The organism is Kitasatospora sp. NPDC093558 (assembly GCF_040683475.1).
GTDB lineage: Bacteria > Actinomycetota > Actinomycetes > Streptomycetales > Streptomycetaceae > Kitasatospora.
Genome location: NZ_JBFBDY010000316.1, coordinates 1 through 7460, shown reverse-complemented (window position 1 = coordinate 7460; position 7460 = coordinate 1). Strand labels below are relative to the sequence as shown.

The 7460-nt window shown below is 75.6% G+C and carries 7 protein-coding genes and 1 pseudogene; 1 reads left to right on the top strand and 7 read right to left on the bottom strand.

Features of this window, described 5'->3' with window-relative positions; all coding sequences use genetic code 11:
* Together AB0O00_RS24900 and AB0O00_RS24895 are read right to left on the bottom strand one after the other, a co-directional pair.
* Nucleotides 1-1006 (bottom strand): alpha-hydroxy-acid oxidizing protein (locus tag AB0O00_RS24900; RefSeq protein WP_363655252.1); only part of this gene is annotated, 1006 nt, incomplete at its 3' end.
* Between the two features lie 105 nt (nucleotides 1007-1111).
* A complete protein-coding gene (locus AB0O00_RS24895; protein ID WP_363655250.1) occupies nucleotides 1112-1975 on the bottom strand; it encodes a MurR/RpiR family transcriptional regulator in 864 nt (287 codons plus the stop codon).
* A gap of 62 nt (nucleotides 1976-2037) precedes the next feature.
* Here AB0O00_RS24895 and AB0O00_RS24890 point away from each other — a divergent pair, with 62 nt between their 5' ends.
* Complete coding sequence (locus AB0O00_RS24890) at nucleotides 2038-2892, top strand: DMT family transporter (protein ID WP_363655249.1); 855 nt, start codon at nucleotides 2038-2040, stop codon at nucleotides 2890-2892.
* Nucleotides 2893-2922: 30 nt separating this feature from the next.
* On the opposite strand, the gene AB0O00_RS24885 is transcribed toward AB0O00_RS24890, so the two are convergent.
* The 5 genes and pseudogenes from AB0O00_RS24885 to AB0O00_RS24865 form a co-directional block, all read right to left on the bottom strand.
* Nucleotides 2923-3714 (bottom strand): GNAT family N-acetyltransferase, encoded by a 792-nt coding sequence (locus AB0O00_RS24885; RefSeq protein WP_363655247.1) that lies wholly within the window; start codon nucleotides 3712-3714, stop codon nucleotides 2923-2925.
* A 162-nt stretch (nucleotides 3715-3876) separates the two neighbouring features.
* Nucleotides 3877-4971, bottom strand: coding sequence for an exo-alpha-sialidase (locus AB0O00_RS24880; protein ID WP_363655245.1), 1095 nt, complete (start codon nucleotides 4969-4971; stop codon nucleotides 3877-3879).
* A gap of 165 nt (nucleotides 4972-5136) precedes the next feature.
* Complete coding sequence (locus AB0O00_RS24875; RefSeq protein ID WP_363655244.1) at nucleotides 5137-6579, bottom strand: NAD(P)/FAD-dependent oxidoreductase; 1443 nt, start codon at nucleotides 6577-6579, stop codon at nucleotides 5137-5139.
* Entirely contained in the window at nucleotides 6576-7022 is a 447-nt protein-coding gene (locus AB0O00_RS24870) for an OsmC family protein (protein ID WP_363655242.1), read from the bottom strand. Before AB0O00_RS24870 ends, AB0O00_RS24875 begins: the two co-directional genes overlap by 4 nt.
* Before the next feature lie 192 nt (nucleotides 7023-7214).
* Nucleotides 7215-7460, bottom strand: a pseudogene (locus tag AB0O00_RS24865) (alpha/beta hydrolase); the annotation flags it as partial.

The window sequence follows — 7460 nt, the reverse complement described above, 5'->3', positions numbered from 1 at the left end:
CGCCGAGCGAGAGCGCCTTGACCACGTCGGCGCCGGTCCGGACGCCGGAGTCGAACAGCACCGGCAGCCCGTCGGCGGCCTCGACCACGCCGGCGAGCGCGGCGAGCGCCGGCAGTCCGCCGTTGGCCTGCCGGCCGCCGTGGTTTGAGCAGTAGACCGCGTCCACGCCGCCGTCCTTCGCGCGGCGGACGTCCTCGGGGTGGCAGATGCCCTTGAGCATGATCGGCAGGTCGGTGATCGAGCGCAGCCAGGGCAGGTCGTCCCAGGTCAGCGGGTTGCCGAAGATCTGCGTCCACTCCAGGACGGCGGCCCGCGGATCGGCCTCGGGCGGGTTCGCCAGCCGGGCCCGGAAGACCGGGTCGGAGGTGTAGTTGGCGAGGCAGTGGCCGCGCAGCTGCGGGAAGTTGCCGGTCGCGAGGTCGCGCGGGCGCCAGCCGGTCACCCAGGTGTCCAGGGTGACCACGACAGCCTTGAACCCGGCGGCCTCCGCGCGGTGCACGAGGCTCTCGGCGAGGGCGCGGTCGGTGGGGGTGTAGAGCTGGAAGAAGCCCGGGGTGTCGCCGAACCCGGCGGCGACGTCCTCCAGCGGGTCGACGGAGAGGGTGGAGGCGATCATCGGCACGCCGGTGCGGGCGGCGGCGCGGGCCGTCGCGAGGTCGCCGTGGCCGTCCTGGGCGCACAGGCCGATCACCCCGACCGGGGCGAGCAGCAGCGGCGACGGCAGGGTGAGCCCGAACAGGTCCACGGTGAGGTCCCGCCGGGCGGCGCCGACCATCATGCGGGGCACGAGCCCGTACCGCTCGAACGCGGCGACGTTCGCCCGCTGGGTGGACTCGTCGCCGGCGCCGCCCGCGACGTAGGAGCGCACCGAGGGCGGCAGTGCGGCCTGCCCGCGCTCCTCCAGGTCGGCGTGGGTGAGGGGCAGCGCGGGGAGGGTGCCGAAGAGGCCCTCGAAGTAGATCTCGTTCTGGTAGTCGCCGAACTGCGCCTTGGCGTTCACGTCCACGCGCTCTGCCGTCCTTTCCGAACCGGGGGCAACGGGCCGGGGGCGGCCACCCGCTCACCGTGCCCGGACGGGCGGCGGGATTTCCAGACCCCCGGGCGCGGGCGCTCAGTACAGCTGGAGCCCCATCACGTCCGCCGACAGCTCCAGCGCCCGTTCGGCGCGCGGGCCGCGCACCGCGAGCAGGGTCGCGGTGAGGGCGTCGACGACGGCCAGGTGGGCGAGTCGGCTGGCGGTCATCTCCAGCCCGAACACCAGGTCCTGCCCGCCCGCGAGGAGGGTGTGGGTGGCGGTCTCGGTGAGCGGCGAGCGGGCGTAGCTGGTCAGGGCGAGCACGGCGGCGTCGGTCTCGCGGGCGCGGCGGGCCGCCTCGACGACGACCGGCGTGGCGCCGCCGTGGCTGACGACCAGGCAGACGCCGGCGGGCGTGAGCTGGGCCGCGGCGATCTGGGCGGTGAGCGAATCGGCCGGGGCGTCGACGACCAGTCCGAGCGCGCGCAGCCGGTAGGCGAGGTCGAGCGCGATGGCGCCGGAGATCCCGGAGCCGACCAGGACCACCCGGTCGGCGCCGTCCAGCAGTTCGGCGGCGGCGCGCAGGTCGGCCGGGGTGACCGTGGCGGCCACGCCGTCCAGGGCCTCCCTGGCCGCGCCCAGGGTGTCGGCGAGCGCGCGGGCGGCCGGGTCCTGCCGGTCGGCCGGGGCGGGGGCCGGGCGGGGGGCCTGCCGGGCGGCGGCGATCTTCAGCTCCTGGAAGCCGCGGAAGCCGAGCCGCTGGCAGGCCCGGACCACGGAGGACGGCGCGGTGCCGGCCAGCTCGGCGACGTCGCTGACGCTGAGGTGCACGAGGTCGGCGCCGCGGTCGAGCACGACCCGGGCGACGCGCGCCTCGGTGCCGCGCAGGTCGCCGAGCCGGGTGCGGACCAGCGCGGCCAGCTGGGACTCCAGCGGAGAAAATTCGGAACGCTCTTCCATGGATCCAGTGTAACGTGGAATTCCGTTCCAAGCCTGATGCTTCGTCGGAGGGGAGTCCCGCCATGCCGGAATTCGCGCCGGTCGTGCCCGTCGTCGTGCTCGCCGCGGCGCTGCTGCACGCCGTCTGGAACGGCCTCGCGCACCGGATCCCGGACAAGCTGGTCGGCTTCGCGCTGATCAACCTGACGTACACCGCGTGCGCGGTCGTCCTGGTGCTGGTCAACCCGCTGCCGGCCGCCGCCAGTTGGCCGTACCTGCTGGCCTCGACGGTGGTCCAGACGGTGTCCACGGTGCTGCTCCTGCGGGCCTACCAGCTGGGGGACTTCGGGCAGATGTACCCGATCGCGCGCGGGTCGGCGCCGCTGCTGGTGGCGCTGATATCCGTGGCGGTGCTGGGCCAGCACCTCGGCCCGGGCGAGCTGCTGGGGGTCGTGGTGATCTCCTGCGGCCTGATCGGACTGGCCTTCGCCAAGGGCATACCGGGGCGGGCGCAGCTGCCCGCGCTGGGGGCCGCGGCCGGCACCGGTGTGATGATCGCCCTGTATACGGTGCTGGACGGCAGCGGGGTCCGGCACGCCGGCACCGTCGGCGGCTACCTGGCCTGGTTGTTCCTGCTCCAGGGGCCGACGCTCGTGCTGGTCGTGTGGCTGCGGCGCGGCCGGTCGCTGCTGGTGGGAGCCGGCCGGGTGGTGCCGCTGGGCATCGCGGGCGGCGTGCTCTCGCTGACGGCCTACGGGCTGGTGGTGTGGGCGCAGTCCCGGGGGGACCTGGCGACGATCGCGGCGCTGCGGGAGACAAGCATCGTGATCGCCGCGCTGATCGCCACCGCGGTGTTCCGCGAGCGCCTGGGCCGGCTGCGGCTGACGGCCAGCGTCACCGTGCTGGCCGGGATCGTGGTCCTGGAGCTGGCCCGGTGACGGGCGGGCAGCTCGCCGGGGCCGGTCCGTTCAGCCGGTCGCGGGCGCGGGCGCGGTCGCGGGGGCGGTGCCCGGGACGATCACGGTCAGGGACGTCTGCGCCGGCGTGAAGCCGAGCCGCTCGTACAGCCGGCGGGCCGGGTTGCCCTCGGTCACGGTCAACTGCACCTCGGCGAGGCCGCGTCGGGCGCAGTCCGCGACGGCCCGGCGCAGCAGGTCGGCGCCGAGCCCGGGGTAGCCGAGGCCGGGGTGGCGGAACACCTCGCCGACCCACGGCACGCCCGCCCGGTCGGTGAGCACCACGCCGCCCACCACCCGGTCGTCCGCGTCCACGGCGAGCCGGCTGGCGGGCAGCACGGGCCCGATGGCCGTACCGGCGAGCAGCGGGACGAGCCGCTTTGCCAGCGCCTGCCGGTCGTCGCCCGCGAACCGGTCCACGTGCCCGGGGGCGAACGCGGCCCGCCACGCGTCGAACAGCTCCTCCGGCGCGCGGTCGCAGGGCACGGCCCGCAGGCCGTCGCGCAGCGGCGCTTCCGCCCAGTCGGCGGGCGGCGGGTCGGCCACCAGATCACGCCGCAGGGTGTGCGCGTGCCGCAGCGGCGTGGCGCCCCGCGCCAGCAACTCCCGTCCGAACTCGGCGGATCCGGAGACCGCCCACCCCGGCATCGTGGTGCGGACGAACTCCACCGGGTCCACCGCGCCGGTTCCGTCCAGGACTTCGAGCAGGTCGGCCCAGGGCAGGCCCTCCCGCTCGCCCCGCCGGTACCGCACCACCGCCACCCCGTCGGAGGTCCGCCCGATCACCCAGTCCGTCTCCGTCACGCCTGCCCCATCGTCGAGATCGTTCGCCTTCGAGCCATACTGACCAGCTCGGACGCCGGGGGCAACGGATTGTTCCGGATACGGTCCCTCGTCCGGCGAACGGACGGTTGGCCGGACGGGCGGTCTGCCGAACAGGAGGTCTGCCGGACGGGCGGTCCGCCGTCAGGAGATCACGGCCGCCCGGACGCACAGCACGTCGGGCAGGTGGGACTTGAGCAGCGCCCAGCTGTCGCCCTCGTCGTGGCTGCCGTACACGTCGCCGGTGCGGTTGCCGAAGTAGATGCCGGCCGGGTCGGCGTCGTCGGTGCGCAGGGCGTCGCGCAGCACGATGCCGTAGTGGTCCTCGTTCGGCAGGCCGTTGGCGAGCGGCTGCCAGCTGTCCCCGGCGTCCTCGGTGCGGAAGATCCGGCAGCGGCGGTCGGGCGGGATGCGGTCGCCGGAGCCGCCGAGCGGGAACAGGTAGGCGGTGTCGCCGTGGCGCGGGTGCGCGGCGATCGCGAAGCCGAACTCGGCGGGCAGCCCGTCGACGATCGTCCGCCAGCTCGCGCCCCAGTCGTCGCTGCGGTACACACCGCCGTGGTTCTGCAGGTACAGGCGGTCGGGGTGGACCGGGTCCGGGGCGATCTTGTGGACGCACTGGCCGAACTCGGGGTACTGGCTCTCCTCGGGGAAGAACTCGGCGCGCAGGCCGGTGTTGGAGGGCTCCCAGCTGTCCCCGCCGTCCTTGCTGCGGTAGACGCCGCCGCTGGAGACGGCGACGAGGAGCCGCTGCGGGTCGCGGGGGTCGGTGAGGATGGTGTGCAGGCCCTGGCCGCCGTAGCCGGCCCCCCACTGGGAGCGCTGCGGGTGGTCCCACAGGGCCTGGACGAGGGAGAAGGTCTCGCCGCCGTCCGCGGAGCGGAACAGCGCGGCCGGTTCGGTGCCCGCGTACACGACGCCGGGCGCCTCGGGCCCGGCCGGCTGGAGCTGCCAGACCCGGGTGAGCGAGGCCCCGGTGTCCTCGGGGAAGCGGATTGCCGGCCGGGGAGGTTCGTACCAGCTGGAGCCGAGGTCGTCGGAGCGCCAGACCGACGGGCCCCAATGGCTGCTGTCGGCGCCCACCAGGAGCCGGGCGCGGCCCTTGCGGCGGTCCACGGAGACGGAGTAGATCGCGTTCATCGGGAAGTGCGGCCCGCTGAACTCCCAGTTCAGCCGGTCGCGGCTGCGGCCGAGAAAGAGGCCCTTCTCGGTTCCGACGGCCAACAGCACCTCGGTCATGCCAACACACCACCTGGTCACGAGAAACCGCCCCCCGGGACGTCCCCCGACTGCCAGTCTCCCGCCGTCCACCCAAGGTCACATCTCGCCGCGCCGCGCCGAGCCGCTGCGAGCAGTGCGGTGCAGCGCCGCGCCGGTGACCCTGGGCGGAATCAGGCGCAGGCCTCAGCCCCGGCAGCCCTCCAGAAGCCGCAGCCACACCTCGCTGATCGTCGGGTACGCGGGCACGGCGTGCCAGAGCCGGTCGATCGGCACCTCGCCGACCACCGCCACCGTCGCCGAGTGCAGCAGTTCGGCGACCGCTGGGCCCACCAGGCAGGCGCCGACGAGCACTTGGCGCTCCAGGTCGAAGACCACCCGGGCCCGGCCGCGGTAGTCGTCGCCGTACAGCGAGGCCCCGGCGACGGCGCCGAGGTCGTGGTCGACGGCCTTGACCCGCAGCCCGGCCCGCTCGGCCGCCGCCAGGGTCAGGCCGACGGCGGCGACCTCCGGTTGCGTGAAGACCACCTGCGGCGCGCCCGCGCTGTCGGCGGACGCGGCGTGCGCGCCCCAGCACGAGGTGTCCAGCGCACGCCCCTGGGCGCGGGCCGCGATGGCCGCACCGGTGATCCGCGCCTGGTACTTGCCCTGGTGGGTGAGCAGCGCGCGGTGGTTGACGTCCCCGGCGGCGTAGAGCCACTCGCCGGGCACGTCGAGCACCGTGCAGCTGTCGTCGACCTCCAGCCAGCCGCCCGGCTTCAGGCCGACCTGTTCCAGGCCGATGTCCGCGGTGCGCGGGGCCCGGCCCGTCGCGTACAGCACGTCGTCGACGCTGAGCCGCTGTCCGTCCGAGAGCGTCAGCACGACCGGCCCGGCGCCGTCCGCCCGCCCCAGCGCCGTGACCTCCACCCCGAACCGGACGTCCACCCCGGCCTCCCGCAGGCCCTCGCCGACGAGCTCGCCCGCGAACGGCTCCATCCGCGGCAGCAGCCCGTCCCCGCGCACCAGCAGCACGACCTCCGACCCGAGCGCCCGCCAGGCCGTCGCCATCTCCACGCCGACCACACCGCCGCCGACCACCGCGAGCCGCCCTGGGACGGTCGCGGCGCCGGTGGCCTCGCGGTTGGTCCACGGCCGGGCGTCCGCCAGCCCCGGCACCCCGGCCGGCAGCACCGGGCGGCTGCCGGTGCACACGGCGACGGCGTGCCGGGCGGTCAGCACCCGCTCGCCGCCGTCCTCCGCCTCGACCGTGACGGTCCGCACGCCGGCCAGCCGGCCGTGGCCGCGCACCAGCTCGATGCCGGTGTCGCGCAACCACTGCACCTGGCCGTCGTCCCGCCAGTGGGAGGTGAAGGAGTCCCGCCGGGCCAGCACCGCGGCCGCGTCGAGCCGCCGGCCGCCGACGGCCTCGCGCGAGCCGGCCACCGCGCGGGCGTCGGCCAGCGCCGCCGCCGGCCGCAGCAGCGCCTTGCTCGGCATGCAGGCCCAGTACGAGCACTCGCCGCCGACCAGCTCGGCCTCGACGATCACCGTGCGCAGGCCCGCCGCGACCGTCCGGTCGGCGACGTTCTCGCCGGTCGGGCCGGCGCCGAGCACGATGACGTCGAACGCTTCGGGCGTGGTGGTCATGCGTGCTCCTCCGTCGTGTCGATCGCGACCCCGGCCTTGAGGGCCAGCGTGACGGGCGTGCGCTCGCAGAGGTCGAGCAGCCGGGCGCGCTGGGCCTGGTCGAGTGCCCCGGAGAGTGCGACCCTGCGGGTGACGCGCCCGCGCGCCCCGTTCGTCTCGTACCCGAGCCTGACCCGGACCGCCTCCAGCGGCCACTCCTTGCGCTCGGCGTACATCCGCAGGGTGATCGCGGTGCACGAGCCGAGCGAGGCGAGCAGGAGGGCGAACGGCTCGGGGCCGCTGTCGGAGCCGCCGCGCCGCACCGGCTCGTCGGCGGTCAGCGGGTGGGAGCCGGCCTTGACGTCGACGTGGAACGGCGCGGCGGTGGCGCTCCCGGTGACGACGGCGGTGGTGACCCGCTTGAACTCGGGCTCGGTGATGGTGCCGGTGGCCTGTTCGCTCATGGGCGCTGCTCGCTCTCCGTTCGGGTCCGGCCTCCCTGCCGGACCGGCGCGGACGGCGTGCCCGGCGCCGTCCCCAACCTGCGCCGCCCCCCGTCGTCCGCGCAGGCGAACACGCGGACGGCGGGCGGCGGGCGGTCGAACGGGCGGACTGGTACGGCGGGGACAGGCGGACGGGCCGTGCGCGGACGCCGCTCAGAGCGCCGCGAGTTCGGCCAGCACCGCCGCCGTGTCGGCCGGCCGGGAGAACATCGGCCAGTGCCCGGTGGGCAGTTCGCGCAGCACCCAGTTCGGCCCGTCCAGCCCCGCGAACCACGGGTGGCCGGCCTCGATCATCGCGCGCACCTGGGCGAGCGGGAACGAGCAGGCCACCAGCGCCTGCGGCAACTCGGCCCCGGCGCCCGTGAGCCGGAGCCGGTCCAGGTAGGCGCCGACGGGGTG

Coding starts and splice junctions, on each gene's coding strand:
- AB0O00_RS24895 (WP_363655250.1), bottom strand. CDS start 1,975: ATGGAAGAGCGTTCCGAATTTTCTCCGCTGGAGTCCCAGCTGGCCGCG.
- AB0O00_RS24890 (WP_363655249.1), top strand. CDS start 2,038: ATGCCGGAATTCGCGCCGGTCGTGCCCGTCGTCGTGCTCGCCGCGGCG.
- AB0O00_RS24880 (WP_363655245.1), bottom strand. CDS start 4,971: ATGACCGAGGTGCTGTTGGCCGTCGGAACCGAGAAGGGCCTCTTTCTC.
- AB0O00_RS24875 (WP_363655244.1), bottom strand. CDS start 6,579: ATGACCACCACGCCCGAAGCGTTCGACGTCATCGTGCTCGGCGCCGGC.
- AB0O00_RS24870 (WP_363655242.1), bottom strand. CDS start 7,022: ATGAGCGAACAGGCCACCGGCACCATCACCGAGCCCGAGTTCAAGCGG.